Annotated in this window: 26 protein-coding genes; 18 read left to right on the top strand and 8 right to left on the bottom strand. The window is 37.0% G+C overall.

Going from position 1 to position 26,322, the window contains the following annotated elements:
* Positions 1-31: 31 nt before the first annotated feature.
* Entirely contained in the window at positions 32-658 is a 627-nt protein-coding gene (locus P3T75_RS03325) for a CPBP family intramembrane glutamic endopeptidase (protein ID WP_282462206.1), read from the bottom strand.
* 205 nt (positions 659-863) lie between these two features.
* Between P3T75_RS03325 and groES the strand changes: the two genes are divergently transcribed.
* Together groES and groL are read left to right on the top strand one after the other, a co-directional pair.
* Complete coding sequence (gene groES, locus P3T75_RS03330) at positions 864-1,148, top strand: co-chaperone GroES (protein ID WP_206902476.1); 285 nt, start codon at positions 864-866, stop codon at positions 1,146-1,148.
* A 44-nt stretch (positions 1,149-1,192) separates the two neighbouring features.
* Positions 1,193-2,818 (top strand): chaperonin GroEL, encoded by a 1,626-nt coding sequence (groL, locus tag P3T75_RS03335; RefSeq protein ID WP_206902477.1) that lies wholly within the window; start codon positions 1,193-1,195, stop codon positions 2,816-2,818.
* 117 nt (positions 2,819-2,935) lie between these two features.
* Here groL and P3T75_RS03340 read toward each other — a convergent pair whose 3' ends face one another.
* Positions 2,936-3,700 (bottom strand): MerR family transcriptional regulator, encoded by a 765-nt coding sequence (locus P3T75_RS03340; protein ID WP_282462207.1) that lies wholly within the window; start codon positions 3,698-3,700, stop codon positions 2,936-2,938.
* A gap of 317 nt (positions 3,701-4,017) precedes the next feature.
* Here P3T75_RS03340 and P3T75_RS03345 point away from each other — a divergent pair, with 317 nt between their 5' ends.
* The 6 genes from P3T75_RS03345 to P3T75_RS03370 all read left to right on the top strand — a co-directional run bounded on the left by P3T75_RS03345 (position 4,018) and on the right by P3T75_RS03370 (position 11,142).
* On the top strand, positions 4,018-4,374 hold the full coding sequence (locus P3T75_RS03345; RefSeq protein WP_282462208.1) for a DUF1827 family protein: 357 nt from the start codon (positions 4,018-4,020) through the stop codon (positions 4,372-4,374).
* Between the two features lie 214 nt (positions 4,375-4,588).
* Complete coding sequence (locus tag P3T75_RS03350; protein ID WP_230709354.1) at positions 4,589-6,070, top strand: nicotinate phosphoribosyltransferase; 1,482 nt, start codon at positions 4,589-4,591, stop codon at positions 6,068-6,070.
* Entirely contained in the window at positions 6,070-6,891 is an 822-nt protein-coding gene (gene nadE / locus P3T75_RS03355; RefSeq protein ID WP_282462209.1) for an ammonia-dependent NAD(+) synthetase, read from the top strand. The genes P3T75_RS03350 and nadE overlap by 1 nt, the downstream gene beginning before the upstream one ends.
* A gap of 261 nt (positions 6,892-7,152) precedes the next feature.
* A complete protein-coding gene (locus tag P3T75_RS03360) occupies positions 7,153-8,946 on the top strand; it encodes an LTA synthase family protein (RefSeq protein WP_282462210.1) in 1,794 nt (597 codons plus the stop codon).
* Between the two features lie 20 nt (positions 8,947-8,966).
* A complete protein-coding gene (locus P3T75_RS03365) occupies positions 8,967-9,713 on the top strand; it encodes a tRNA lysidine(34) synthetase (RefSeq protein ID WP_282462211.1) in 747 nt (248 codons plus the stop codon).
* A gap of 301 nt (positions 9,714-10,014) precedes the next feature.
* Positions 10,015-11,142 carry a glycerate kinase family protein gene (locus P3T75_RS03370; protein WP_282462212.1) on the top strand — a complete coding sequence of 376 codons (1,128 nt, stop codon included), beginning with the start codon at positions 10,015-10,017 and terminating at the stop codon, positions 11,140-11,142.
* A gap of 107 nt (positions 11,143-11,249) precedes the next feature.
* Here P3T75_RS03370 and P3T75_RS03375 read toward each other — a convergent pair whose 3' ends face one another.
* Entirely contained in the window at positions 11,250-12,086 is an 837-nt protein-coding gene (locus P3T75_RS03375; protein WP_206902485.1) for a LysR family transcriptional regulator, read from the bottom strand.
* Positions 12,087-12,231: 145 nt separating this feature from the next.
* Here P3T75_RS03375 and P3T75_RS03380 point away from each other — a divergent pair, with 145 nt between their 5' ends.
* On the top strand, positions 12,232-13,329 hold the full coding sequence (locus tag P3T75_RS03380) for a TDT family transporter (protein WP_282462213.1): 1,098 nt from the start codon (positions 12,232-12,234) through the stop codon (positions 13,327-13,329).
* 272 nt (positions 13,330-13,601) lie between these two features.
* Here the strand turns inward: P3T75_RS03380 and nrdI are convergent, their stop codons facing one another.
* Positions 13,602-14,048: a class Ib ribonucleoside-diphosphate reductase assembly flavoprotein NrdI gene (gene nrdI / locus P3T75_RS03385; protein WP_282462214.1), complete on the bottom strand. Its 447-nt coding sequence runs from the start codon at positions 14,046-14,048 to the stop codon at positions 13,602-13,604.
* 124 nt (positions 14,049-14,172) lie between these two features.
* Between nrdI and P3T75_RS03390 the strand changes: the two genes are divergently transcribed.
* The 5 genes from P3T75_RS03390 to P3T75_RS03410 all read left to right on the top strand — a co-directional run bounded on the left by P3T75_RS03390 (position 14,173) and on the right by P3T75_RS03410 (position 19,929).
* Positions 14,173-14,739 (top strand): GNAT family N-acetyltransferase, encoded by a 567-nt coding sequence (locus P3T75_RS03390; RefSeq protein ID WP_206902488.1) that lies wholly within the window; start codon positions 14,173-14,175, stop codon positions 14,737-14,739.
* Between the two features lie 98 nt (positions 14,740-14,837).
* Positions 14,838-15,860, top strand: coding sequence for a LacI family DNA-binding transcriptional regulator (locus tag P3T75_RS03395; protein ID WP_282462215.1), 1,023 nt, complete (start codon positions 14,838-14,840; stop codon positions 15,858-15,860).
* A gap of 99 nt (positions 15,861-15,959) precedes the next feature.
* Positions 15,960-18,164 carry an alpha-galactosidase gene (locus P3T75_RS03400; protein ID WP_282462216.1) on the top strand — a complete coding sequence of 735 codons (2,205 nt, stop codon included), beginning with the start codon at positions 15,960-15,962 and terminating at the stop codon, positions 18,162-18,164.
* 11 nt (positions 18,165-18,175) lie between these two features.
* The gene (locus P3T75_RS03405) at positions 18,176-19,363 is read left to right on the top strand and encodes an MFS transporter (RefSeq protein ID WP_206902491.1); all 1,188 of its coding nucleotides are present in this window, start codon (positions 18,176-18,178) and stop codon (positions 19,361-19,363) included.
* Positions 19,363-19,929, top strand: coding sequence for a sugar O-acetyltransferase (locus tag P3T75_RS03410; RefSeq protein ID WP_282462560.1), 567 nt, complete (start codon positions 19,363-19,365; stop codon positions 19,927-19,929). The genes P3T75_RS03405 and P3T75_RS03410 overlap by 1 nt, the downstream gene beginning before the upstream one ends.
* A 132-nt stretch (positions 19,930-20,061) precedes the next feature.
* On the opposite strand, the gene P3T75_RS03415 is transcribed toward P3T75_RS03410, so the two are convergent.
* Both P3T75_RS03415 and P3T75_RS03420 read right to left on the bottom strand, forming a co-directional pair.
* Entirely contained in the window at positions 20,062-20,574 is a 513-nt protein-coding gene (locus P3T75_RS03415; protein ID WP_206902493.1) for an LURP-one-related/scramblase family protein, read from the bottom strand.
* Between the two features lie 51 nt (positions 20,575-20,625).
* Positions 20,626-21,498, bottom strand: coding sequence for a Cof-type HAD-IIB family hydrolase (locus tag P3T75_RS03420; protein WP_282462217.1), 873 nt, complete (start codon positions 21,496-21,498; stop codon positions 20,626-20,628).
* Between the two features lie 237 nt (positions 21,499-21,735).
* Between P3T75_RS03420 and P3T75_RS03425 the strand changes: the two genes are divergently transcribed.
* The 4 genes from P3T75_RS03425 to P3T75_RS03440 all read left to right on the top strand — a co-directional run bounded on the left by P3T75_RS03425 (position 21,736) and on the right by P3T75_RS03440 (position 24,866).
* Complete coding sequence (locus P3T75_RS03425) at positions 21,736-22,425, top strand: uracil-DNA glycosylase (protein ID WP_230709342.1); 690 nt, start codon at positions 21,736-21,738, stop codon at positions 22,423-22,425.
* A 163-nt stretch (positions 22,426-22,588) separates the two neighbouring features.
* Positions 22,589-23,575 (top strand): phosphate acetyltransferase, encoded by a 987-nt coding sequence (pta, locus tag P3T75_RS03430; RefSeq protein ID WP_206902496.1) that lies wholly within the window; start codon positions 22,589-22,591, stop codon positions 23,573-23,575.
* A 302-nt stretch (positions 23,576-23,877) separates the two neighbouring features.
* Positions 23,878-24,345: a tRNA (adenosine(37)-N6)-threonylcarbamoyltransferase complex ATPase subunit type 1 TsaE gene (gene tsaE / locus P3T75_RS03435; RefSeq protein ID WP_206902497.1), complete on the top strand. Its 468-nt coding sequence runs from the start codon at positions 23,878-23,880 to the stop codon at positions 24,343-24,345.
* Positions 24,345-24,866 (top strand): GNAT family N-acetyltransferase, encoded by a 522-nt coding sequence (locus P3T75_RS03440; RefSeq protein ID WP_206902498.1) that lies wholly within the window; start codon positions 24,345-24,347, stop codon positions 24,864-24,866. The genes tsaE and P3T75_RS03440 overlap by 1 nt, the downstream gene beginning before the upstream one ends.
* Before the next feature lie 81 nt (positions 24,867-24,947).
* Here the strand turns inward: P3T75_RS03440 and P3T75_RS03445 are convergent, their stop codons facing one another.
* Together P3T75_RS03445 and P3T75_RS03450 are read right to left on the bottom strand one after the other, a co-directional pair.
* The gene (locus P3T75_RS03445) at positions 24,948-25,481 is read right to left on the bottom strand and encodes a 3'-5' exonuclease (RefSeq protein ID WP_206902499.1); all 534 of its coding nucleotides are present in this window, start codon (positions 25,479-25,481) and stop codon (positions 24,948-24,950) included.
* 78 nt (positions 25,482-25,559) lie between these two features.
* Complete coding sequence (locus P3T75_RS03450; protein WP_282462218.1) at positions 25,560-26,315, bottom strand: exodeoxyribonuclease III; 756 nt, start codon at positions 26,313-26,315, stop codon at positions 25,560-25,562.
* Positions 26,316-26,322 lie beyond the last annotated feature (7 nt).

Here is a 26,322-nt window from a genome sequence, read left to right on the forward strand (position 1 = left end):
TTGCTAAAAAAAAGCCTGTTAAAATAAAGGATTAAAGTGTAAAGCGCAATACTTGAATAAGCAATACTAAAATATTAGCACCGCAATGACTAAGGATGGCCGTTTTAATTGAACCTGTCTTGACGAAAATAAAGGATAAAAAGCAACCTAAAATAAAGTAGACTAAAATATCACTATCGGTGTGAACCAGCGCAAACGCTGCTGCACTAAATAAAATTGCCAAAGGTAAAGAAAAATATTCACCAAAAAAGCCAATACAAGCCCGTCTAAAAACGAGTTCTTCCATAATGGGACCACAGATAGTGGCTATAACTGCAAAAATAGGCCGCTGCCACAAAACTTCCATCATATTGAGACTGCGATTAAAATTATTTTTTATACTAAAAAAAGTTTCGATATAGCCAGTGATGCCGATTAATAAGACGGTCAATAAAATACCAATCAGTCCGGTGAGAATAATTTTTTTTCGACTCATCGGATTTTTTTCAAAGGATAAAGGCGGAACTTTTTGGTATAAAAAAATTAGAACACCAGTGCCGATTAAATAAGATAAACCAGCAGTGAGGGTCTCACCGTTGTTTATTTTAATAATAGCAGGAATTAAAAAAACGAAAGCATAACATAAAATTGATGAAAAGCTATATTTAATTTGTGACATTTAACTACTCCTTTAGTTGTCTAATAAAAGTATACCTGAATCATTTTCGCAAGACAATTACTTCGGAAAATAGGCAAAATTTCTTCAATAAAAAAACAAGGGAAAAAACTTGCATTGTGGGGGTAAAATGAGTAATATAGTTCTTGTAGGTTAGCACTCAACTATTGAGAGTGCTAATACATGAAAATTGATGGAGGGATTTATCGTGTTAAAACCATTAGGTGATCGCGTGATCATTGAAGTCGCAAAAGAAGAAGAAAAATCTGTAGGCGGAATCGTGTTAGCATCAGCTGCACAAGAAAAACCACAAACAGGTACAGTTATCGCTGTTGGTGAAGGCCGCTTTTTAGAAAATGGTGAAAAAGCCGCAATCCCAGTTGTTGTGGGAGACCAAGTAATGTTTGAAAAATATGCTGGTTCAGAAGTGAAATATGAAGGCAAAGAATATTTAATTGTTAATGGTAAAGATATTATCGCTATTGTGGAATAATCACACAAAAAACGTTATAAAAAAATTAAATGAGGTGTTTTAGCATGGCAAAAGATATTAAATTTGCAGAAGAAGCACGGGCTGCGATGGTGCGTGGAGTAGATAAATTAGCCGATACAGTAAAAGTAACATTAGGCCCTAAAGGTCGTAACGTTGTATTAGAAAAATCATATGGTTCACCTTTGATTACAAACGATGGTGTTACAATCGCAAAAGAAATCGAATTAGAAGATCATTTTGAAAATATGGGTGCAAAACTTGTTTCTGAAGTTGCTTCTAAAACAAATGATATTGCTGGGGATGGTACCACAACGGCTACTGTCTTAACACAAGCAATTGTCAGAGAAGGAATTAAAAACGTTACAGCTGGTGCTAACCCATTGGGTATTCGCCGTGGGATTGAACTTGCAACTAAAACAGCAGTAGCAAAATTACACAGCATTTCTTCAATCGTTGACTCTAAAGAAGCAATTGCGCAAGTAGGTGCCGTTTCTTCTGGTAGTGAACAAGTTGGGAACTACATTGCTGACGCAATGGAAAAAGTCGGAAACGATGGTGTTATCACCATTGAAGAATCAAAAGGGATTGAAACTGAACTAGACGTTGTTGAAGGGATGCAATTTGACCGTGGTTACTTATCCCAATACATGGTAACAGACAACGATAAAATGGAAGCTGTTTTAGATAATCCATACATTTTGATTACCGATAAAAAAATCTCTAACATTCAAGATATCTTGCCATTGTTAGAACAAATTTTACAACAATCAAAACCATTGTTGATTATTGCTGATGATGTTGATGGCGAAGCATTACCAACCCTTGTTTTAAATAAAATTCGTGGTACTTTCAATGTCGTTGCAGTAAAAGCTCCTGGCTTTGGTGATCGTCGTAAAGCAATGTTAGAAGATATCGCTACTTTAACAGGCGGCACAGTAATTACAGACGATTTAGGTCTTGAATTAAAAGACGCAACAATTGAAAGCTTAGGTCAAGCAAGTAAAATTGTCGTTGATAAAGACAATACAACAATCGTAGAAGGCGCTGGAGAAACAGATGCTATTGCTGCGCGCGTGCAATTAATTAAAAATCAAATTGCAGAAACGACTTCTGATTTTGATCGTGAAAAATTACAAGAACGTCTAGCGAAATTAGCTGGTGGCGTAGCTGTAATCAAAGTTGGTGCGCCAACTGAAACAGAATTAAAAGAAATGAAATTACGCATTGAAGATGCTTTAAACGCAACCCGTGCCGCTGTTGAAGAAGGTATGGTTTCTGGTGGTGGTACTGCACTAGTCAACGTTATCGCTGAAGTTGCGGCTATTGAAGCAGATGGTGACATTGCAACTGGTGTGAAAATTGTGGAACGTGCACTAGAAGAGCCAGTACGTCAAATTGCTGAAAACGCTGGTTATGAAGGATCTGTTATCATCGACAAATTAAAACATGCTGAAATCGGTATGGGCTTTAATGCGGCTAACGGTGAATGGGTAAATATGGTAGAAGCTGGGATCGTTGACCCAACGAAAGTAACACGTTCAGCTTTACAAAATGCAGCTTCTGTTGCAGCTTTGTTGTTAACAACTGAAGCAGTTGTTGCAGATAAACCTGAACCACAAGCGCCACAAGCTCCAGGAATGGATCCTGCTGCAATGGGCGGTATGATGTAATTTTTAACACTAAAAAAGTGATGATCTCTCAGGGATCATCACTTTTTTTATCCTTCAGTTAAAAGGGTGGCGAAATTTAAAGAACATTCATCAAAAAAATTTGAAGTAAAGACTGTTCTATTCTTTGGTATAGTGGTAAATAATGTCGTGCATAATATCTACAACATCGGCTTCAACGTGGTCGTTGTAGTAGGCTGCAAAGCGTTCATCGGCAACATACAAGTCGGCTAGACCGCGATGATACGCAGAATTGTAAAAAGGAGCGGCGATTTGTAGCCAAGTTTTGTGAGCATTAAAAACATTTTTTGAAATACTGCTGTCTAAATCAATTTTTTCTGCTTGAGACAAGATTTTTAAATTCGCAAATAGCGCAGTTTGAGCTGCTTGCATTTTTTCATATTGTTCTTTGGTCAAATGTGACCAGTTATCATTGGCGGAATTAACGGCTTGTTCCCCATACTTTTCACGAATCTCTTTTCCATAGCGTTGCTCGTTTTCTTCAATTTGTTTGGCTTTAAAAGCTGCAAATTTTTCACTATCTTTCATGTGTTCTCCTCCTTTGTAATAAACCAATGTTTGAGAAAGAGTCTGAACCATTTCATTCAGCTGCGCTTGTTGGGTTAAAAGCGCTTGGTATTGTTCTTCAAGCAAAGCGAAACGTTCTGCTTGGGGGAGGTTCATCACTGCTTTAATTTTAGCCAAAGTAAAGCCAAAACTCTTAAAAAATAAAATTTGCTGCAATTTATCCACCGCAGCACGGTCGTAATAGCGGTAATCAGAATTAGGTTGACGTGACGCTTTTAGTAAACCAATTTGATCGTAATAACGCAGCGTCCGGTTGGAAATTTTTGCTAGTTTGGCTAATTCATTAATCGTATACATGAGTAATCCTCCTGCTTTTTGTTGTTTCATCCCATTTCTCTTTTACAGCATAAGGGTTGACGCAACGTAAAGGTCAAGTTTTTTCTAATAAATTATTTTGGACACTGATCACAAAGTAAAATGCGCCTATAAGTGACTAAATAGAACTTTAAAAGATAAAGCTAGTTGGATGGTAATGTGTTTTAAAATTCTCTTGTTTCATAATTTAAGCAAACTTTCTTCGCTAAAGTTGAAAACAAATTATGTTATAATATCAATGAGTAAAGGTTATGACAGTGTTAGTGTATAGTTGAATTTCACTTGAAAGGAAAGATGTTATGAAAATAATCGAAACACCAGTAAATAAAAATTTGAATTTAGAAACATTTTATCCTAATATTACCAAATTTGTTTTTGGCAAGACGGCAATTAAATATTACAAATTATATTCAGCTGATCGTACGCAAATCATTTATGCTGATACCTATGACAAGGTTCGGCTAATTTTGATTAACGATCACAAGAAAATTCGTAAAGAAGAAGTCGATACAATTATTCATCGTTTGTTAAAAGTGGATCGTCACGCTGTTTTTGTTGATGTGAACATTAAACAAAAAATGCAAGAATCAGGCAGTAAATTCTCCAAACCCCGTAAAGATATTATCTTAGTCGAGTATACGCCTTTAGAAAACTAAACATATCCGCATTAAGTTTGATTGCATCATCCTACAACAATAATTTTAGTTTAGTCTTTAAGAATATCTAAAAAAGTATAGAGCTAAAAAGAGGTAAGAGCAGTCTCTTATTCTCTTTTTTTTGCTGTCAATCTAAGAAAAAGCGTGATTTTCCTATCTTTTTGCGTTTTTTTGATATAATGGAAGGCATAAAATATCTTGAGGAGTTTAACTGATGCAAAAATTATATCCTGACGACAGCTTAACGCTGCATACAGATTTATATCAATTGAATATGATGAAAACTTACTGGGAATTAGGACGCGCCGATCGTCATGCTGTTTTCGAGTGTTATTTTCGTGAGATGCCTTTTAAAACGGGGTATGCGATTTTTGCCGGGTTGGAGCGGTTTGTCCACTACTTAGAAAATTTACAATTTACAGAAAGTGATATTGCCTATTTAAGAGAAGTTACAGGCTATCCGGAAGCGTTTTTGGATTACTTGGCAGACTTTAAATTCAGCTGTACAGTGCGTTCAGCATTAGAAGGGGACTTGGTCTTTAGTAATGAACCTATCGTCCAAATTGAAGGACCGTTGGCACAAGCGCAGTTAATTGAAACCGCCCTTTTGAACATGGTGAATTTTCAGACGTTAATTGCTACGAAAGCCGCTCGAATTAAATCCGTTATTGGAGACGATCCTTTGTTAGAGTTTGGTTCACGCCGAGCACAAGAAGTTGATGCGGCATTTTGGGGAACTCGTGCTGCGTTTATTGGGGGCGCAGATGCCACAAGTAATGTGCGAGCTGGGAAAATTTTTGGTATTCCTGCAAGTGGAACCCACGCCCATTCCTTAGTTCAATCTTATGGCAATGACTATGATGCCTTTATGGCTTATGCTAAAACCCATAAAGATTGTGTTTTCTTAGTGGATACTTATGATACTTTAAAACTTGGTGTTCCAGCGGCAATTAAAGTAGCCAAAGAATTAGGGGACGAAATTAATTTCTTAGGTGTTCGAATTGACTCTGGAGATATGGCCTACATCTCTAAAAAAGTTCGGGAACAACTAGATGAAGCTGGTTTTACGCAAGCAAAAGTCTATGCTTCAAATGATCTCGATGAAAACACCATCTTAAGTTTGAAAATGCAAAAAGCTAAAATTGACGTATGGGGTGTGGGGACAAAACTTATCACCGCTTATGATCAACCAGCTTTAGGTGCCGTTTATAAATTAGTTTCCATTGAAGATGACAATGGCAAAATGGTAGACACGATTAAACTTTCATCAAATGCAGAAAAAGTCACGACCCCTGGGAAAAAGCAAGTGTGGCGGATTAATCGTAATAAAGATGGGAAATCTGAAGGCGACTATATCACGCTCTGGGATGAAGATCCACGGGAAGAAGAAGAAATTTTTATGTTCCATCCAGTCCACACTTTTATCAATAAAACTGTTCGCGATTTTAGTGCGCGGCCTGTTTTACAAGAAATTTTTCATGCTGGTAAATTAGTCTATGACTTGCCAGATTTGGAGCATATTAAAGCTTATGCCCATGAATGTCTAGATTCTTTATGGGATGAATACAAACGTGACTTGAACCCACAACAATATCCAGTAGATTTATCTACCGATTGTTGGAATCATAAAATGGCAATTATGGAAAAAGTTCGCAAATCTGTGGCGGCTGTAACAAAAGAGGAGGGACGTTTTTAATGTCTTTACAAACAGAAATTATCAAAGAATTAGGCGTTAAGGCAACAATTGATCCAAAAGAAGAAATTAGAGTGAGTGTTGACTTTTTAAAAGCTTATTTAAAACGTAATCCTTTTTTAAAATCATTGGTTTTGGGAATTAGTGGCGGACAAGATTCTAGTTTAGCGGGAAGATTAGCTCAATTGGCGCTTACAGAATTACGAGAGGAGACTGGGGTTAATTATCAATTTATCGCAGTCCGCTTGCCTTATGGTACCCAAGCCGACGAAGCCGATGCACAAATGGCACTAGATTTTATAAAACCCGATGTTTTTCTAACTGTGAATATTAAAGCAGCTGTTGATGGGCAAGTGAAGGCCTTAAATGAAGCTGGCGTTGAAGTTTCGGATTTTAATAAAGGCAACATCAAAGCTCGGCAGCGGATGATTACGCAATACGCAATTGCCGGAGCAAATAGCGGCGCTGTGATTGGTACTGACCATGCGGCCGAAAATATTACCGGTTTTTTTACCAAGTTTGGTGATGGTGGTGCTGATATTTTACCTTTATTTCGTTTAAACAAACGTCAAGGCAAATTGTTGTTAAAAGAATTAGGAGCGCCAGAAGCCTTGTATTTGAAAGTTCCAACGGCAGATTTAGAAGATGACAAACCCCTCATTGCCGATGAAGCAGCACTTGGGGTGACCTATGATGAAATTGATGATTATTTAGAAGGAAAAACAATTTCAAAAAGTGCTCAAGCAACAATTGAATCTTGGTGGGCAAAAGGACAACACAAGCGCCACTTACCGATTACAGTTTTCGATGATTTTTGGAAGTAAAATAAGATTACGATGGTGTAAATTAATTTTTAATTAAAATGAACCCCTCCCTTTTGCTATATAACTTGGTTTATTTTATACTAAAAGTGGAGTTTTGGGGAAGACTCCGTCAACAACGGCTAGAGGATACCAGTTTGGTTCCTCTTTTTTTTGTCCTTTTTTAAATTTTCCATAGTTTCTTTACACCCGTAAAACAAACCGCTAAAATAAAGGCTACGAAAATAAATTGTTTAACAAAAACAACGAATAGAAGGTTTCTTCATGAAAAAAATGAAATATGTTTTAGCTGGTGTGGCCGTTTTTTTACTGATCATCATCAGCAATTTATATTTGCAGTGGTGTCAAAATAATTTATCACTGGATTTAGCTTTGAAATTTGCTTTTTCTTGGCATACAGCCAAATTTTTCCTTGGTAGTTTGGTTTTACTGGCAGTCTATGGCATTTTTGCCACAATTGCAGGTTCGCTTTTATTTGGGGGCATATTTTATAGTATCGCCATTGGACTTTTAGGCTTTGCTGACTTACAAAAAATGACCGCCAGACAAGAACCTATTTATCCCGATGATTTAAAGATGTTAGGGCAATTAGGTGTTTTAAAAGATCTGGTGGGTTGGCCAGTCTTTCTGATGGCACTCCTTGCCATTTTTGTAGCAGTTATTGCACTAGGTTACAGTATTTATCGCAGCCGTAAATTGTCTTTTACCGATCAAATCATTCGCGGTGTTGTCTTTTTACTTAGTTTATCTTTTTTAGTTTATGCTAGTCATTTTAACTCCAATGACAATTTATTAAGAAAGGCATACAATAAAACGGCTCTTTGGATTCCGTATTCGCAAAAAATGAATTACTATAATGTCGGTTTTGTTGGCGGTTTTTTATATAATTTAAGAGTAGAAGCAATGACTAAGCCAAAAGATTATTCTAAAGAGAAAGTCACAGAAGTTGTAAAGAAATACCAAGGTGAAAAAGGCAGCGAAGAAAAACCGAATATTATTTACGTGATGTCAGAAAGTTTCTCTGATCCGGCACATTTAAAAGGCGTAAAATATAGCGGTGAACCATTGGCTGATTATTATGCAGTGGCCAATAAAACGTATAGTGGAAAAATGTTATCGCAAAATTATGGTGGCGGCACTGCCAATATTGAATTCGAAGCTTTAACCAGTTTTAGTATGGAATTATTAAATGCCCAAATGACAACACCATACACGCTACTTGTTCCTAAACTACAGCAATTACCTTCCATTGTGTCGTTAACAAAAGAGCAAGGTTATCAAACAACCGCTATTCACCCTTATGATACATCAATGTATAAGCGCAAAGATGTATATAAAATTTTAGGCTTTGACCGTTTTTTAGACCAAGATACAATGAAATACCAAAATAAAATTGAAAATAATCCCTATATCTCCGATGAGTCAGCTTATGACGAAATTTTATCCATTTTAAAAAAGGGAAAAACGCCCCAATTTATTCACTTGGTGACAATGCAAACCCATATGCCTTACGGAAATAAATATGGAAATATTCCCTATCAAGTAAACGCAGAGGGAAATACCTCAGCCATTGCCAATTACTTACAAGATATTGCCTATAGCGCTGAGGCGTTGCAAAGTTTTACTGAAGCGGTGAAAAAATTGCCGCGACGAACCCTCGTTGTTTTTTGGGGGGATCATCTGCCAGGGATATATTCAGACGCCATTCAAAAAGCAAATAGTGGTACGAACCTACATGAAACGCAGTTTTTGATTTTTGATTCGGCCGAAAAGTTAGCAAAAAGTAATCAGCATGATGTTATTACAAGTCCTTTTTATTTTGCGCCTAATTTACTTTTGCAAGCAGGTCTTGGTGTAACACCTTATTATGCCATGCTTTTGAAGTTGGAAGAAACATTGCCAGCTTTTGAAAAAAATATGTATTTAAAACAAGGAAATTGGCAGAAAAATTTAACACTTACCGGTGCAAAAAAAGACGTTTATGAAGATTATCGGTTAATTCAATACGATATTTTAGCTGGTAAGCAATATAGTTTAAAAACTGATTTTTTTAAATAGTCGATTGATAAGGAGCTAGTATGAGTTTTAAGAAAAAAGACAATCAACTTTATTATAATCCCATCCGGCGTGCGATTTTAAACCATCAACTCATTGAAGCAGGAGATAAAGTTGCAATTGGTCTAAGTGGGGGCAAAGATAGCACCAGCTTATTGTATTTTCTGGATACCATTTCAAAGCAAGAGCGGCTTGGTTTTCCATTTGAAATTGTCCCCATTAGCTTAGATATGGGATTTGAAGATGTTAATTTACAACCACTAATAGAATTTTGTCAACAGCTAGGGTATCCATTAGAAGTAGTTCCCACTAAAATTGCCGAGGTTGTGTTTGATGTGCGAAAAGAGTCATCTCCTTGTTCATTATGTGCCAAATTACGCCGAGGAATTTTGTACAACAAAGCTCGTGAACTTGGGTGTAACAAAGTAGCGTTAGGGCATCATTTGGATGATGCGATTGAAACGTACTTTATGAATTTTCTCTTTCATGGCAAGTTAAATAGTTTTGAGCCGAAAAGTTATTTATCTAAAACAGAAGTTACTTTGATTCGTCCGCTGCTTTATATCCCAGAGCAAGAAATTATTCGCTTTGTCAAAAGAGAAGCATTGCCTGTCATTTTTAATCCCTGTCCAGCGGATAAAAAAACAAAACGGGAAGAAATTAAAATTTTTGTTGAAAATATTGCCAAAACTTATCCAGATGTGCGGCAGAAGTTTTTACTGGGAATGGAACAAGGAACAAAAGATAACTTTTGGCCAATCGGCAAATAATCAAAAATGGAAAAATATAGCAATGCTTTTGCTACGTTTTTCCATTTTTTTGTCTGAGAAAAGAAATTGTAAATTTTTCACAAAGAAAAGCTTTATTAATCATTTCATTCTTTCATTGTTTTTCTACTTAATGAGAACTTGCTACTAATCTGAAGCAAAATGAATAAAGAATTGTCAAATTTTTGCTTTAATTGCAGCTTTTTTCTACAATAAAGAAAAGCGTGAATCAAAAAAGAGTGTAAAAAAATTATAGCTACTTTTTTGAGGTTTTTAATGGCAGGATTTTTCACAGGCATGAAGCGTGATAGGAGGAGTTGATTTAATGAAGGCGTTGGTGGCAATTGATTCATATAAAGGCAGTGCTACTTCACAAGAATTAAATGCAGCCGTCTGTCAGAAGTTGACAGAAATGGGCATAGCAAGTTGTAATGTACCAATAGCCGATGGTGGTGAAGGTACCATGGCTATTTTAGCGGCCGCTTTTGCAGGCAAAGAAATAGCAGTTCCTACAATTGACTTATTAGGTCAGCCTATCACAGGTAAGTATTGGCTAACTGAAATCGCAGGCGTCAAAACGGCTATCATTGAGTCTGCTCAAATTCTTGGTCTAACCCAGATCACCCCTAGTGAAAAAACAATTCAAAAAGCGCATTCCTATGGTTTAGGTCTGGTAATTTTAGCGGCATTAAAAAAGGCAAAACAAGTGTATGTTTCCTTAGGGGGAAGTGGCGTAAACGATGGCGGCTTGGGCATGTTAGCGGCACTTAATCAACAAGATATTCCCTCAAAAAATCCCTTACTTTTAGGCAAAGACTTTTTGCAAGCTGTAAGACTACCAAATTTTACGGCAAAAAAAATAATTGGTTTAACAGATGTGAGTAATTTTTATACGGGCGCCCATGGCTTTACGTATATTTTCGGCCCTCAAAAAGGAGGCACACCAGCTATTTTAGCGCAATTGGAAGCAGGCGCAAAATGTGTCCAAAAAAAATTTCAAGATAAAATTGACGTTAATGCCTTTTCTGGCAGTGGGGCAGCCGGAGGAATTGGTGGTGGACTATTATTAGCCGGGGGCATGTTGCAGCCTGGTTTTCCAACCATTGCGCAAATGCTAAAGCTGGAAGAAAAAATGGCAGATTGTAAATTTGTCATTACCGGTGAAGGTCGTTTTGATGAGCAAACTGCCCAAGGTAAGGTACCTTTAGGTATGGCGCGTCTAGCTCGGCGGCATAACTTAGCAGTTGTTGCTTTTTGTGGCGCACGCCCAGATCATACAGTAGGGATTGAATATCATTTTGACGGAGTTTTTGCCATTCAAACGAAGCCGCTTTCTTTACAAAATGCCATGGTAAAAGAAACAACACTACATAACATTGGGCTTTTAACGGAAAATGTCATGAAGGTTTATCTAGCTGGGAAAAATAGTTAATAACTACAAAAAAGTTATGATGATACTTATTTTTTTATAAAGCAAATAAAAAAGCTGACTGAAATCTTTTTAGTAAATAAAGATTCGGCCAGCTTTTTATCTTAGGTTTAAAAAACTTTATTTTCCAATAAATGAGGTACGAGAATTTCAATGTAGGCGCTAATCTCGCGTAAAACGTCTTTAAAAACCGCTTTATGGGTCAATAAATAAAAATGGCGTAAATGATGTTCGTGAATTGCTTCGTAGGCAATATCATGGGAAATAGCCAGTTTTGAAATAATTGAACGGCCAAATCCTTCACGCAATAAGGCCAGGATGGCTTCATTATTATCCACATATAAAATTTGCGGCAATAAATTATTTTCCCGCAAATAAATTTCATTATAAAAACGTAAACCCGATTCATTTTCCCGTAAAAGCCAATAAGGAGAGTCTTCTTTTCCAGCCAAAACTAATTCATCTTCATAAATAGCTGTTTGATTGATGGCCTCATTGCGTTCTGGTTTTTCAATAAAACCAATACTGACTTTATTTTGAGCCATTTGCTGGCCGACTTCTTCTGAATTCATCAATTTAATAGAAAAATCAACATTTGGAAATTGTTTGACGAGATACGGGATTAATTTCGGGACAAAATAAACAGCACAAGTATGGGAACAGCCGATAATGCATTGGAGGCGGAAATTTTCTTGATTTTTAAGACGTTGACTCGTGTCATCCCACTCTTCAATAATTTGTAACGCACGGGGATATAAGAAAACAGCTTCTTTGGTGGGGATGATTTCTTGTTTGCCGTTGCGAATGAATAATTCCACTTGTAAATGTTCTTCTAATTTTTTTATTTGTGCTGAGATAGTTGGTTGTGACAAAAACAGATCTTCGGCAGTATGGGTAAAATTTCTCGTCTCATAGACAGAAACAAAGGTGTGTAACAGATGTAACATCAGAGGACCTCCGTTTTAATTAAAAAAACTAATAATAAGTATTTATACTATTTATTTTTCTTTTAGTCAAAATATCACTATACTAATAACGAACTCACTAGTGAGAAAGTAAACAATCTTTTTATTACAATTAGGAGGAACAAAAGTGCGAGACTTTCTAAAAATCATTCCTATTCCCATTTGCGGATTAATCTTGGGTTTAGCGACTTGCGGTAACGTGCTAAAAACGTATGGCTTAAACTTTTTTGGCAATAGTTTAGGTCTTATTGCCGGAATTTTATTTGTTGCAATCTTACTAAAGCTAGTTTTAACTTTTCGCCATGCCCATGCCAGTTTACAAGATCCCATCATTGCGTCTGTATCCCCAACATTCACGATGGGAACAATGGTCTTATGTACCTATTTACTGCAAATTCAAGCAATTGCACCTTATGTAAAATATCTATGGCTTTTGGCAATTTTAATTCATTATTATTTGATGACTTACTTTACCTATCATTTTCTAATTAAACCAAGCGTTAAAATAGATCATCTGTATCCAAGCTGGTTTATTGTTTACGTAGGTATTGGTGTCATTTCCGTTACCAGCAGTAACTTCTTTCCAGAAATCGGGCAGTTGAATTTCTGGGTGGGACTATTCTTTTATTTGGTCTTACTGCCTTTTATTATTCATCGCGTCTTTTTATTTAAAAATATGGCCGAGGCAACACTTCCCCTGATTACCATTATTGCGGCACCGGGTTCTTTGGAACTAACCGGCTATTTAAAAGCTTTTTTCAAACCGAATATAGCTCTAGTCGTTGGTCTATTGATTTTATCACAGATTTTGTATTGGTTCATCATTTTCCACGTCATAAAAATGATTCGGTTGCCATTTTATCCTAGCTACGCAGCATTTACATTTCCGCTGGCGATCTCAGCCTTTGCCAGCCGCAGTGCAGGGAGTTTTTTAACAGCAATGGGTTATCGCGTTATCGTTATTGAATATTTGGCAAAAATAGAGACCGCAATCGCAGTGATAATGGTCTTGTATGTTTTAGCCCATTATTTAAATTTTTTAGCAAAACAGGCACGGATTTTATATTTTAAGCATCAGAAACAAAAATTTAAAACAAAAAGTCGGAAGTCTACAAAAATTCATTCAAATTTTTGTAAACTTTACGACTTTTTATATTTTTTAGGGACTAAAAATAGGACTAAGGAGGCGTACTTGGAGTGGAACTTTTTAGCCAAGCGAAAATAGTAAACACTTGTTTTTTTTATCTAGCCGACCATTAAGCCGTTAAGAAAAGCTGAAGTAATCCTTCAGTCCGTGCCAACGGCTTAAAACTTGCTAAAATAGCTTTTGCATTTTTGTAACTTTCGATTTTTGCCAAAAGGTCGATCCGTGAAGTTGGGCAGGTAAAAAGTCAGATAATGCCAAAGTAATCAAATCAATTTTTTCCTGTAAAAAATGATACTTCTTTTATAAATCAGAAAAGACAGTTTTATCCTTTTCTTCTCGGTGTAAAAAGATCAATTTGTAGCTGTTAATAAAACTTCGTAAATTCGGGCTACATCTTTTGGCGTGCCTCGCAATTCATAATCAGCTAGAAATGGACAGTCAAATTGTGTTGCGTATTGTTTGGCTGTCAGGCAATACTGGCGGTTAAAGTTTTTATTCCCACTGCCGACAATGCCAAGACAATTTTTGGCATTCTCTTCATAGGCAATGTATTCTCGTAAGGCTTCTGTTAAAATTTCTTGATCACCATTATCAACACCGTTTCCTCCTTCTAAATAAGTAGGAGCAAAGACAAAGAAAGGTTCAGTAATCACTTCTGGTAATGTATTATCGTCGACTGCTTGTAGCGTAATTGTCGGATTTTTAGTGTCTATTTCATGTTGTTGCGCGGCATATTTTTGTAAATTTGTCACAAAAGCACGGGTGTTGCCAGAAATTGACATGTAATAAATGTTCATGGAAATCTCTCCTTTATAAATACTGCTTTAACTTGAAGTATAACATGCTTTTTTGATAAATTTGTAAAAGCTCCCTTGGTAAAATATTTTAGCCGTGTTAAGCTTGTTAGTGGAGGTTGATAACATGATACGTTATGCAAAAAAGTCTGATGCTGCTGCGATAGCACCTTTAGTCTTAGTAATTTTAGAGGATATGGAGTTGCCCTTTGTACAAAAATATGGAGCAAAAAAAACATTGGCACTCTTAGAAGAAAGTGTGGCAATTCCTGATTACCGTTATGGCTATAAACGGGCCTTGGTAAAAGAAGTTGATGGCAAAGTTGCCGGAGTAGCATATGGCTATCCTGCCAGTGAGGAAAAAATGATTGATGAACCGTTAATCACTTTGCTGGAAAAATTTGGGATCCCAAAAGATACACGCCTTTTTACCGATCCAGAAACTATTGATCCAGAATGGTATTTAGACTCTATTTCTGTAGCACCTGAATTTCGGGGACAAGGGATTGGTGGTAAACTATTGGCAGCACTCCCACAAATTGCAAAACGCGATGGCGAAGATGTCATTGGTTTAAGCGTGGACGTGAAAAATCCGGGTGCAAAGCGATTATATGAACGAAATGGCTTTAAAACAGTAGCAAAAACAATGATTGCTGGTCACCAGTATGAACATATGCAAAAGCCGATTGCGTAAAAAAAGACCGCTGAAAATAAATCAGCGGTCTTTTTTTTGATTGACGAATAATTAAATGTTGGGTATTGTTTAGTAAACAATTATAAGGAGTAGAAGCTATGGTAGGAATTCGGGATGTGGCACGACGAGCAGGCGTAAGTCCTGGCACAGTGTCAAGAGTATTGAACAGTGATCCAACATTATCAGTAGCAGCAGCGACAAAAGAACGTATTTATATAGCCATTAAAGAACTTGATTATAATATGGATAAAAGAAAATATGTGAAAAAAAGATTGCCTTCAATTGGCGTAATTACATCGACTAGTCGCCAAAAAGAATTGGATGATCCTTATTTTAATGCCTTAAGAATGGGATTAGAGCAAGAGGCTCGGCGTTTACACATTGGAATGAACCGCGTTTATAATTTGGAGGATAATCCCAAAGCGTGGCAGGATTTTGATAAATTAGGTGCGATCATTGTGGTGGGAACTGTTTCTGAACAGGCTGTTCGCCGTTTGCTAAAACAAAATAGAAACATCGTTGTGATTGATAACCCCGATATCAATCAGGAGGTAGACATGGTGTATGCTGATTTTGAGCGAATGACAAAGCGCGTCTTGCAACTCTTTTATGAAAAAGGACATCGTCGTATCGGCTATATTGGCGGTTTCAATATTGCGATTGATGAAGAAGGTGAAAAAAAATACGATGAAAATGAAAAAAGGTTACGGGCGTATCAATCCTTTGTAACAGCCAAAAAATTAACGCCGCAAAGCAAAATAGGACTGTGGGAACCGCTGGAAGGTAAACGCATGATGGATGAGTGGTTGGCAGAAGAAGAAAAGTTACCAACAGCTATTTTGGTTGGAAGTGACCCGTTGGCAGTCGGAGTGTATCGTGCTTTACAGTCAGCTGGATTAATCGTAGGTAAAGATGTTGAAATTGCCAGTTTTGACGATATTGAAATTGCCGAATTTTTAACGCCAAGTCTAACAACGGTACACATTAGCGCAAATGAAATTGCCAAAGCAGCAGTACGTTTAGCTAAAGAGCGAATAGAAGGGCAGCGTCAAGAGCCAGTCATTATGACGTTCCCCTCAAAACTGGTCGTTCGAGAAAGTTTTATTCCAAATGAAGGCTAAAGGAAAAACATAAAAAGTTTTTCCTTTTTTATTTTTCTCTTGACAATTATGTTTAGTAAACATTATAAGGTAAACAACAAGACAAAAGGAGAGAAAATTATGGAACAGAACTTTATTACATTTAGTGAAACAACACAAACTTTTCATCTACACAATAATGAAATCTCTTACATTATTAAAATCGAAGAGGACGGGGTCTTAAATCATCTATATTTTGGTAAAGCGATGAAACATTACAGTGGACACAAGACCTATCCTAGACGAGATCGCGGTTTTTCAGGAAATGTACCGGGTAATCTTGAAAGGGCTTACTCAAAAGATACCCTGCCGCAAGAGTACTCAACTCACGGGAGCATGGATTATCGCTTACCAGCTACCATTATTCGCAGAGAAAATGGATCAAACTTACATGATTTTCGCTATTTTGATTATCAAATAAAAACGGGTAAACCAAAGTTAGAAGGCTTACCACAGGCTTACGTTATGGCTGAAAAGGAAGCAACGACTTTAATCGTGGTGTTAAAAGATCGTCTGCAAGAAATATATTTAAATTTGACTTATACGATTTATCACGAGCGACCAATTATTACGCGTTCTGTTTCCGTAGTCAACCAAACAGATGAAAGTATTACATTAGAAAAAATTGCTTCTTTGCAATTGGATTTTCGCAACGACGCTCACTACGATGAAGTCATTTCTTTACCAGGGGCGCATCTAAAAGAGCGACAAATTAGTCGTGAAAAAATTCATGGGGGGATCCAAAGTTTTGAAAGCCGTCGAGGTGCGTCTAGCCATCATATGAACAGCTTTATTGCTTTGGTCAATCACAATACAACAGAATTTAGCGGGCCAGCTATTGGTATGCATTTTGTTTATTCGGGGAATCATGCCTTTCAACTCGAAAAAGACCAGATTGAACAGTTGCGGGTATTAGTAGGAATTAATGATTATAATTTTTCTTGGTTGTTAGCGGCCAACGAATCCTTTCAAACTCCAGAAGTAATTTTAGCCTATTCAGATCAAGGGTTAAATAAAATGAGTAGTACGCTCCATCATCTGCTAAGAGAACGAGTGGCTAGAGGAGAGCATCAGTACAAAGAACGCCCAATTTTGGTTAACAATTGGGAAGCGACTTATTTTGATTTTGATAGTAAAAAAATCGAGGAAATTGTTGACGAGGCAGCAGCACTAGGAATTGAAATGTTTGTTTTAGATGATGGTTGGTTTGGTCATCGAGATTCTGATAATTCCTCACTAGGAGACTGGTTTGAATATGAAGGAAAGCTGAAAGAGGGACTAAAAGGAATTGCAGATTATGTTCATAAAAAAGGTCTGCAGTTTGGCTTGTGGTTTGAACCAGAAATGATTTCACTTGACTCGAAGCTTTATCAAAAACATCCGGATTATTTAATGCAAGAGCCCAATCGAACACCTTCGTCTTCACGTGATCAGCATTTATTAGACATGGGAAGAAAAGAGGTTCGACAAAACATTGAACAACAGATTTGTGCAATTTTAGATGAAGTAGAAATTGATTATATTAAATGGGATATGAACCGCAGTTTATCTGATGTTTATTCCCTTGCTCTTTCTGAAAGAAGACAAGGTGAAGCGTCACATCGGCATATCTTAGGTGTTTATGAATTAATTGAAAATCTAATTACTCGCTATCCTAAAATTTTATGGGAAGGCTGTTCAGGTGGTGGGGGCCGTTTTGACGCTGGTTTCTTGTATTACATGCCCCAATCATGGCCAACAGATAATACAGATGCAGTGGAACGTTTGAAAATTCAATATGGTACTAGTTTTGCTTATCCGATTTCTTCTATGACCGCGCATGTTTCAGCTGTTCCAAATCATCAGACAGGACGAATTACTTCTCTAAAGACCCGCGGCGATGTAGCTATGAGTGGCGTTTTTGGTTATGAACTGGACTTAACCGAACTATCAGAAGAAGAAAAACTCATTGTAAAAGAACAAGTAGACTATTATCAAAAAATTCGTCCTCTGATTCAATTTGGCGAATTTTATCGCTTGAACAGTCCCTTTGAAGGAAATTTAACCGCTTGGATGTTTGTCTCTTGTGATCAAGCAGAAGCCGTAGTTTTAATGGCGAGAACTTTAGCTAATGCCCAACCGGTATTTCACGAGGTCTTTTTAACAGGGTTAGACAAAAACGCATGTTATGAAGAACAGATCACCAAACAACGCTATTTTGGTGATGAATTGATGAATTTGGGTGTGAATGTACCGGATTTTTACGGTGATTTTCAAACCACGTTTATTCACTTGAAGAAAGTTTAGGGGGAAAATAGATGATTAATAAAAATAGCCTTATGACCCGTTTATCGATTTTAGCAATTTCGCTGTTATTAACAAGTGCAATGTCAATAAATGGTGCTCTGCCCCAAATGCAAAAAGCACTTGGGATGACGACGACGCAAGTTGAATTAGTAGCAACATTGCCCGCACTAGCAGTGGTAATTTTTGTAATCCTTTCCAATCTCATAGCCGAAAAAATCGGTACAAAAAAAACAGTCCAACTAGGTTTACTCTTAGTTGGACTAGGGGGAGGCGTCGCGCCGTTAGTACTTGACAGTTATGCTTTACTTTTGATTAGCCGCTTTATTTTGGGAGCGGGATTTGGCTTGTTTAATTCATTGGCGGTTTCTATCATTAACTTATTATTCCAAAATGAACCGCAAGAGCGGGCAGCTTTGTTAGGGTACCGAGGTGCAGCGGAAAATATCGGAAATGCCGGGTTAACTTTACTTGCTGGTTTCATGATGGCTTTTGGATGGCGCTTTGCTTTTACTGTGTACTTATTGGCTTTTCCTATTCTAATTTTGTTTACGATTTTTGTACCAGAAATCCAACAAGTAAAAAAAGAATCCCACGAACAGCAGGGGGAATTAAAATTTTCAGTATATTTGTTAGCTTTGTTTGCTTTATTTTTGGTCATGACCTTTGTGGCAATTGGCGTAAGATTTCCTACGATGGTAACCAATCTCAAAGGTGCAAACTACAACGCTTCAGCCTTCTTAGCTGTAATGCCGCTAATTGGAATTGTAACCGGTTCATTATTTGGCTTTTTTAATCACCTACTAGGTGAAAAATGTTTGTATCTTGGGCTAGCCCTGTTAGCATGTGCAACATTTTTAATTGCAATTTCTGAAAATAATTTTACCTTACTCTTAATGGGCTACTTTATCAGCGGAATTCCCGGTAGTCTAATTTTTCCGTTTATCTACAATTCCTTAAATCTATATGCTACACCTACAAAAATGACAGCAGCGACATCAATTATTTTAATTGGTTGTAACTTAGGCAATTTTATTGCACCCTTTGGTTTGAGTGCATTACAGTTTATTTCGGGAACAAAAAATTTATTTGCTCCATTTCAATTACTAAGCATTTTATTGTTGGCAATTTTGGCGGGAATCTTTTTATATAAGAAAAAGCCTTTCTTGCGTAAGGCGTTAAGTGGAGGTGGAAAATCGTGATGGATTCCATTTTAAGCAGGAAAATGCAGACAGGTGAGATTTATTTTGAAACACCAGAATTACAAAAAGAGCAGGCTTTATATCGTGATTTGTTATTTCAATTTAACCATACTTTACCTAGTAAGCAACAAGAGAGGACAGCTATTTTACACCAACTGCTGGCCAATTTTGATAAAGGATCATATATTGAACCACCATTAGCTGCAAATTGGGGGAAAAATACCTCTATTGGTGAAAATGTCTATGCTAATTTTGGCTTATCTTTAGTGGATGATACAAAAATTGAAATTCAAGATGATGTAATGATTGGGCCAAATGTTACATTGTGTACGGGAACGCATCCTTTAAGACCGGAACTCCGTTTACAAAAAGCGCAGTTTAATTTACCCGTTATTATTAAAAAAAATGTTTGGCTTGGAGCCGGCACAATTGTTTTACCGGGTGTGACTATTGGCCAAAACAGTGTCATCGGAGCAGGTAGCCTTGTAACAAAAGATATTCCGGCTAATGTTTTGGCCTATGGTTCTCCTTGTCAGGTGGTAAAGCAACTAGCAGATGTTGATTAAATGCCAAGGTGTTGTATCTTTTACTTCAAAAATAGACAACTGTCCTAATTTTTCAAAAGATAAGTATCACAAAGAAAATGAAAAGAGTTAAAAAAGGAATGTCTAACAACGTAGCTGTTGTACATTCCTTTTTTAACAATTTGGTGTTAGGCGATAATCAAACTTTTGGGTTTTACTCCGATTATACAGCCAGTAATCCATAATGGCCGCAATACAAATGCAAACAGGCGCATCTTCATCGTTTCTCACATCAAGGACATAATAATCACCAGAAAACAACGTGGCTTTATCCATTCGCATTATCAGATGATTAAAATGACGAATGCTATATTGATGTTGATAAATATTACCTTGTACTGTCCAATGGAGTTGTTGAATGTAATAAAAATCCCCCGGCCAACGAAAAATCTTTTGTAAGGTCCCCACTTTTTCAAAGTTTTTATAAATTTCAAAACGGGTACCAAAGGTAAAACTAATTTGTTTGATGCTGGCCACAAGTTCACCATTCATTTTATAAAGAGAGAGGGCATCACCTTTTGTTCCCCAACGACCCACTAATAAAAACAAAGATTTTCCTTTTTCGTCTTTGACAATGGTTCGGGTGATGGAACTCAACTGTTTGTCTTGAATGAAAAATTCAGACATTCTAGCGCCTCCTTCAAAAAGTAGCTAAAAATTTATCCTATCAAATTAAGTTTACGCCAAATTCTCGTCGATTGCTCGCATAATGGCTTTGCCAACCCCAGAATCGATATTGGTTTCGGTTAAGTATTTGGCAGCTTCTTTTAATTCGATCTTAGCATTTCCCATAGCAAAACTCACGCCAGCCATTTGAATCATACTTAGGTCGTTCATATTATCGCCAATTGTCATCACTTGGTCTAAAGGGATATTCCGCTCTTTTGCAACATGGGCCACGGCAATCCCTTTTTGCGCATCGCGATGATTAATTTCAATATTATTTTGACCAGAAGAGGTAACGTGGAGTTGTTCATTTTCATCTAATTTTTTTGCAACTGGACCTAAGACAGCGGGACCGTCTTTATGGAAACAAATAATTTTTAAAACTTCAAAATCTGGCTTTCCTAATAAGTCTTTAATATCTGTAACGTATTGTACAGGTAAAAATTCTAGTTGAGCAGAAGTCATAGCAATTGCCATTTTGTGAGTTAAATGGGGCATCATTTCGGCCATGTGTTCAGAGAAATTCTCAATCCGCCGCGCTTGGCTTTCAGAATATAGACCTTCATTTGTAGCTACTTCGTAATAAATATCTGCTGCTCGCAAAAGATCTAGTGTTTCTGCCACCGTTTGTAGAGCAATCGGAACCGTAAATAAAGAGTTGCCCTCAGCATCAAAAACTTGCGCACCATTTAAGTTAATCATGGCACACTTAATACCGGCTTGTTCTAGTGCGGGTAGAGCCTCTTCGCGGTTGCGGCCAGTTGCCACCATAAATTCAATTCCGTGTTCGTTGGCATATTTAATCGCCGCAATATTTTCAACTGAAATCTGCATACGGGAATTTAATAAAGTTCCGTCCATGTCAGAGGCAATTAATTTAATCATAAAAAAATCGGCACCATCCTTTAAAAAATCTGACGCAAAGATTGCGTTAGAATTTTTTACTTATAAATTACTTGTCTTTAGTTTAACACAGATTTACAGGGAAATGTGGCGGTTTCAAAGACAATCCCTAACAATTGCGCTACAATAACTTTGAGTGGTTTAAAGTCTAATAATAAAGGCAGTGGCAGTATTTACTCTAAGTTGTTGCAGCTTTATCAATGAATTTAGGAGGCAGTAATGAAAGCAATTATTCATAATAGTTGGCAAGAGATTCTAGCACCGGAATTTTCGCAACCTTATTACCTGCAGTTGCGAAAATTTTTGAAACAAGAATATCAAACTCAGAAAATTTATCCAAATATGTATCATATTTTTGAAGCATTAGAGCTAACACCTTATGAAGATGTCAAGGTGGTGATTTTGGGACAAGATCCATATCACGGAGAAAACCAGGCCCACGGGTTATCATTTTCCGTGCAACCAGGGGTTAAAATACCACCGTCTTTGCAAAATATTTATAAAGAATTGCAGAGTGATTTAAATGTGACGCCAGTAAATCATGGGTATTTAACCAGCTGGGCCAAACAAGGGGTTTTACTATTAAACACAGTTTTAACGGTACGAGCAGGCCAAGCTTATTCCCATCGCGGCAAAGGGTGGGAACAACTGACGGATAAAATTATCGAAAAGTTAAACGAGCGGCAAAAACCAGTCGTTTTTATTTTGTGGGGAAAAGGTGCGCAAGAAAAAATTAAAATGATCGATCAAACACGTCACGTTGTTATTGCGTCCCCCCATCCAAGTCCTTTATCAGCTCATCGTGGTTTTTTTGGCTCTCGACCTTTCTCAAAGGCTAATGATGCTTTAGTCAAGTTTGGCGAAGCACCGATTAATTGGCAGTTGCCAAAAGATCCCAATGCTGTATAATACAGTGTAATAATAAAGCGGTTGCTGTTATATAATAAAAGAGTAACTATGTGAAATTAAGAACAAAGAACGGTGCCTTTTTACTGTAACAGCAAAAAGAACTGTTCTTTTTTTTGTGAATAGTGTATGATGAGAAGGACAAAAAATACAGGAGGTAATTCCGGTGGAATTATTTGATAGTTTAAAATTTAAAATTGTACGTCGTGGCATTAAAATTGCTTTTCCAGAAGCAACTGATTCACGTATTTTAGGCGCAGCAGCACGTTTGAAAGCAGAAGAATTAATTACGCCTGTTTTAATTGGTAACAAAGAAGAAGTGGCAAAAGCTGCCGCTGCTCGTGGTATCACAATTGATCAATTTGAAATCCTAGATCCTGACGATTATCCTGATTGGGACAAAATGGTAGCAGCCTTTGTTGAACGTCGTAAAGGTAAGGCAACCAAAGAACAAGCTGAAGAAATTTTAAAAGATGTGAACTACTTTGGAACAATGTTAACTTACATGGGCGTAACTGACGGTATGGTTTCTGGTGCGATTCATTCAACCGGGGATACTGTGCGTCCAGCATTGCAAATCATTAAAACGAAACCAGGCGTCAGCCGGACAAGTGGAGCTTTCTTAATGGTTCGTGGTCGCGACCAAGAAAAATATTTATTCTCAGATTGTGCCATCAATGTTAACCCATCTTCACAAGAATTAGCTGAAATTGCAGTAGCATCCGCTGAAACTGCAGAATTATTTGATATCGATCCAAAAGTTGCATTATTAAGCTTTTCAACAAAAGGTTCAGCTAAAGCTCCAGAAGTAGATAAAGTGGTGGAAGCAACAAAAATCGCAAAAGAAATGGCACCAGATATTATTTTAGATGGTGAATTACAATTTGATGCGGCTTATGTTTCTGCAGTTGGTCAATTAAAAGCACCAGATTCAGATGTTGCAGGTAAAGCTACAGTCTTTGTTTTCCCTGAATTACAATCTGGCAACATTGGCTACAAAATTGCGCAACGTTTCGGTAACTTTGAAGCGATTGGACCAATTTTGCAAGGTTTAAATAAACCTGTGTCAGACTTATCTCGTGGCGCCAATGAAGAAGATGTTTATAAATTATCAATTATCACTGCTGCCCAAACATTAAATACTGCAAAATAAAAATTGATTCATAAAAGAGGTTAGAAAAGTTAAATTGACTTTTCTAACCTCTTTTTTTAACACCTGTGAAAAAAGCAGTTTGTGGGACAGTTTGTGGGACAATAAGAAAGAAAACTTAAATATGGAGCGTAACCTTTAAAATATATTTTTGATAGTTGGTATTGAGGTAATTTTGCTTATATTGTCCTTTTGTTATGGTTAGCAATTTTTTGCATTGCTTTTGCAATCTAACTTTTAGCCAGTTATACTAAGCAAAGCTTATATTTTAAAATTAAGATATTTATTGGTTAGGAGGAGCAATCATGATTGCTTTAACAGATCTTTTAGCAACAGAAAAATTAGGTAAGGTTATTGGTGCTAGTGCAATTGCTGGGGATGTCATTATTTTGACAGGTGAATTAGGGGCAGGAAAAACCACGATTACCAAAGGAATTGCACAAGGCATGGGAATAAATCGAATGGTAAAAAGTCCGACTTATACGATTATTCGAGAATATGAAGATGGACGGTTACCTCTTTATCACATGGATGTTTATCGTGTGGGCCAAGAAGCCGATGAACTGGGCTTGGAAGAATATTTTGAAGGAAGTGGCTTATCGATTGTCGAATGGGGCCAATTACTAGGGGATGCTTTGCCGGTAGATTATTTGGAAATAATATTAACGAAAATTGACGCCGATCAGTTTGCGCGTCAAGTAGAATTTAAAGCAGTAGGGAATCAGAGCGAAGCATTTTTAAACCGAATTTTACAAAACTGGGAGACAAAATAATGACAGATGTAGATGTAATTATTCGCCCTACACAACCAAACGATGCAGCCCAGCTTTTACAGGTGATGAAGGAAATTGGCAGTCAAACAGATTTTTTGATTATGGACGAAAAGGGACTTTCCTTAACTAAAGAGCAACTAGCCAGACAATTAGCAGCCTTTTTAGAGAGTCCAAATAATTTATCCCTCGTGGCATTGGCAGGAGAAAAAATTATTGGCGCTGCTTCTGTTATGGCAGAAGAAAACCCCCGAATCGCCCATATTGGTGAGGTAGGAATTTCAATTTTAAAAGAATTTTGGGGCATGGGCTTAGGTGCTGCGATGATGGAAGAAATTATTTGGTGGGCTGAAGATTCTGGTATCATTCGCCGTTTAGAGTTAACTGTTCAAACTCGTAACCAAAGAGCCTATCATCTTTATCAAAAATACGGTTTTGTAGTTGAAGGAAAGCTGCAAAGAAGCTTTTTAACACCACAAAATGAATTTGTTTCTGCTTATTTGATGGCACGCTTGATTGATTGATATTTTGTAAATCAGATGCTGAAAATAATAAAAAGGCGTGGCGTTTTCAGGCAGCTTGTTGCTGCAAAGAAAACGTCACGTCTATTTGATTGTAACCATTTTTTTTAAAGGATCGGTGCCAAATTGTGCTTCTTGTCGTAATAAAATCTCAGCACAAGCGCGACTGTCTTCTAAAGCGTCGTGATGATTTTCTAAGGTAATGTCCAACATTTCACACATGGTATTTAAACGATGATTGGGAAATTCCGGATACAATTTACGACTAGAACGTGCTGTGCATAAAGATAAATAAGGTTGTTTTTCTAAGCCGTAATAATCTAAACATCCGGCTAATACGCCATTGTCAAAAGGCGCGTTGTGGGCCACAATCAGGCTGTTTTGATTGTAATATTGGGAAATTTCTTCCCAAACGGTGGGAAATTTGGGGGCATTTGCAACATCTTCAGGATGAATCCCGTGAATTTGAATATTGCGCCAGAAAAAAGGTGTTTCTGGTTTAATTAAGGAATAGTATTCCCCTACGATTTTACTGTTGCGCACCATGACTAATGCCAAAGAACAAGCACTGTGTTTTTCGTGATTGGCTGTTTCAAAATCCATTGCAATAAAGTTCATATTACCCGCCCTTTCTTCGTGTAATGTAGCACAAAAAAGGCGACAATAGCAAACGCCTGGTCGCCTTTTTAAAACAAATTAAAATTTTAAATCCAATTCAACTGGACAGTGGTCACTACCAAAAATTTCAGTATGAATTTTGGCATCAGTCATTTTGTCTTTTAGATCTTTGGAGACTACAAAATAGTCGATACGCCAACCTGCATTATTTTTACGGGCGTTAAAACGATAGCTCCACCAAGAATAAACACCCTCAAGCTCAGGATAAAAGTAGCGGAAGCTGTCAATAAAACCAGCGTTTAAAAGCTCTGTGAATTTACCACGTTCTTCATTGGTAAAGCCAGCATTTTTATGATTGGTTTTCCAATTTTTTAAATCGATATTTTCATGGGCGACGTTTAAATCACCACATAAAATGACAGGTTTTGTTTTATTCAATTTTACTAAATAGTTACGAAAATCATCTTCCCACGTCATGCGATAATCAAGCCGTTTTAATTCGTTTTGTGAGTTGGGGGTATAACAATCTACCAAGTAAAACTCGGGATATTCTAACGTAATAACCCGTCCTTCTAAATCATGGTGATCAATGCCGATTCCATAACTGACATTTAACGCTTCTTTTTTTGCAAAAATAGCTGTACCAGAATACCCTTTTTTCTCAGCATAATTCCAATATTCATAATAATTGGGTAAGTCCATTTCAATTTGTCCTGCTTGCAACTTGGTTTCTTGTAGACAGAAAAAATCTGCATCTAATTCTGCGATAACATCCATAAAATTCTTTTTCATCACAGCTCGTAAGCCGTTAACATTCCAAGAGACTAATTTCAAAATTTTT

Source organism: Enterococcus montenegrensis (genome assembly GCF_029983095.1).
In the GTDB taxonomy this organism is placed as follows: Bacteria; Bacillota; Bacilli; order Lactobacillales; family Enterococcaceae; genus Enterococcus_C; species Enterococcus_C montenegrensis.

Coding starts and splice junctions, on each gene's coding strand:
- P3T75_RS03325 (WP_282462206.1), bottom strand. CDS start 658: ATGTCACAAATTAAATATAGCTTTTCATCAATTTTATGTTATGCTTTC.
- groL (WP_206902477.1), top strand. CDS start 1,193: ATGGCAAAAGATATTAAATTTGCAGAAGAAGCACGGGCTGCGATGGTG.
- P3T75_RS03340 (WP_282462207.1), bottom strand. CDS start 3,700: ATGTATACGATTAATGAATTAGCCAAACTAGCAAAAATTTCCAACCGG.
- P3T75_RS03345 (WP_282462208.1), top strand. CDS start 4,018: ATGAAAATAATCGAAACACCAGTAAATAAAAATTTGAATTTAGAAACA.
- P3T75_RS03350 (WP_230709354.1), top strand. CDS start 4,589: ATGCAAAAATTATATCCTGACGACAGCTTAACGCTGCATACAGATTTA.
- nadE (WP_282462209.1), top strand. CDS start 6,070: ATGTCTTTACAAACAGAAATTATCAAAGAATTAGGCGTTAAGGCAACA.
- P3T75_RS03360 (WP_282462210.1), top strand. CDS start 7,153: ATGAAAAAAATGAAATATGTTTTAGCTGGTGTGGCCGTTTTTTTACTG.
- P3T75_RS03365 (WP_282462211.1), top strand. CDS start 8,967: ATGAGTTTTAAGAAAAAAGACAATCAACTTTATTATAATCCCATCCGG.
- P3T75_RS03375 (WP_206902485.1), bottom strand. CDS start 12,086: ATGTTACATCTGTTACACACCTTTGTTTCTGTCTATGAGACGAGAAAT.
- nrdI (WP_282462214.1), bottom strand. CDS start 14,048: ATGAACATTTATTACATGTCAATTTCTGGCAACACCCGTGCTTTTGTG.
- P3T75_RS03390 (WP_206902488.1), top strand. CDS start 14,173: ATGATACGTTATGCAAAAAAGTCTGATGCTGCTGCGATAGCACCTTTA.
- P3T75_RS03395 (WP_282462215.1), top strand. CDS start 14,838: ATGGTAGGAATTCGGGATGTGGCACGACGAGCAGGCGTAAGTCCTGGC.
- P3T75_RS03400 (WP_282462216.1), top strand. CDS start 15,960: ATGGAACAGAACTTTATTACATTTAGTGAAACAACACAAACTTTTCAT.
- P3T75_RS03405 (WP_206902491.1), top strand. CDS start 18,176: ATGATTAATAAAAATAGCCTTATGACCCGTTTATCGATTTTAGCAATT.
- P3T75_RS03410 (WP_282462560.1), top strand. CDS start 19,363: ATGGATTCCATTTTAAGCAGGAAAATGCAGACAGGTGAGATTTATTTT.
- P3T75_RS03415 (WP_206902493.1), bottom strand. CDS start 20,574: ATGTCTGAATTTTTCATTCAAGACAAACAGTTGAGTTCCATCACCCGA.
- P3T75_RS03420 (WP_282462217.1), bottom strand. CDS start 21,498: ATGATTAAATTAATTGCCTCTGACATGGACGGAACTTTATTAAATTCC.
- P3T75_RS03425 (WP_230709342.1), top strand. CDS start 21,736: ATGAAAGCAATTATTCATAATAGTTGGCAAGAGATTCTAGCACCGGAA.
- tsaE (WP_206902497.1), top strand. CDS start 23,878: ATGATTGCTTTAACAGATCTTTTAGCAACAGAAAAATTAGGTAAGGTT.
- P3T75_RS03440 (WP_206902498.1), top strand. CDS start 24,345: ATGACAGATGTAGATGTAATTATTCGCCCTACACAACCAAACGATGCA.
- P3T75_RS03445 (WP_206902499.1), bottom strand. CDS start 25,481: ATGAACTTTATTGCAATGGATTTTGAAACAGCCAATCACGAAAAACAC.